Origin of the sequence: Anaerococcus sp. HMSC065G05, assembly GCF_001812365.1 — a bacterium.
Taxonomy (GTDB): Bacteria; Bacillota; Clostridia; order Tissierellales; family Peptoniphilaceae; genus Anaerococcus; species Anaerococcus vaginalis.
The window spans coordinates 1-704 of record NZ_KV808693.1 but is presented as its reverse complement, the minus strand read 5'-3'; the positions used below and the strand labels follow the sequence as shown (position 1 = coordinate 704).

At 36.2% G+C, this 704-nt stretch carries 1 protein-coding gene; it reads left to right on the top strand.

From position 1 onward, the window contains the following. On the top strand, positions 1 to 704 hold a 704-nt coding region (locus HMPREF2852_RS02870; RefSeq protein ID WP_186821920.1), incomplete at both ends, for a recombinase family protein.

The window sequence follows — 704 nt, the reverse complement described above, 5'->3', positions numbered from 1 at the left end:
GAATGGTATGCAAGAGATACCTCAAGAAAAATACAATCTATCTTTAGAGCAAGAATGGAAGAAGGTAAAAGAGTATCACCAAGCGTTCCATACGGCTATTTTAGAAACCCAAAGAACAAACAGGAGTTACTTGTCGATAAAGAGAGTGCAAAGGTCGTAAAACGCATTTACAGGCTTGTAATAGAGGGATATGGAGTAACACAGATAGCAGATATACTAACTAAAGATAAAGTCCTTATACCGTCAGCCTATGCAGAAATACATTATCCCGAAAATAACCACAGTTCCAAGAAAAGAGGAATAGAAGACCCATATTTTTGGACACCGACCACAGTAGGATATATCTTAGAAAAGCAAGAATATATGGGACATACTGTATTAGGAAAGACAATTAGTGTAGACTACAAAACCAAGAAACGTAGAAAGGCAAAAGCAGATGAACTTATTATCTTCAAAAATACCCATGAAGCTATCATTGATGAAGAAACATGGAATAACGCACAAAGATTAAGAAAAACAGTAAGAAGAAGTCCAAAGTATGGAACAACATCACACCCATTTACAGGACTTTTAATCTGTGCAGATTGTGGCGGTAAATTAAGCTACAGAGAGCCGGCAGAACATAAAGCAAAGAAATATGATTGTGATTATTGTTTTGTATGCCAACATTATAGACACAGAAAAGGCACTTGCAGTATGCACTA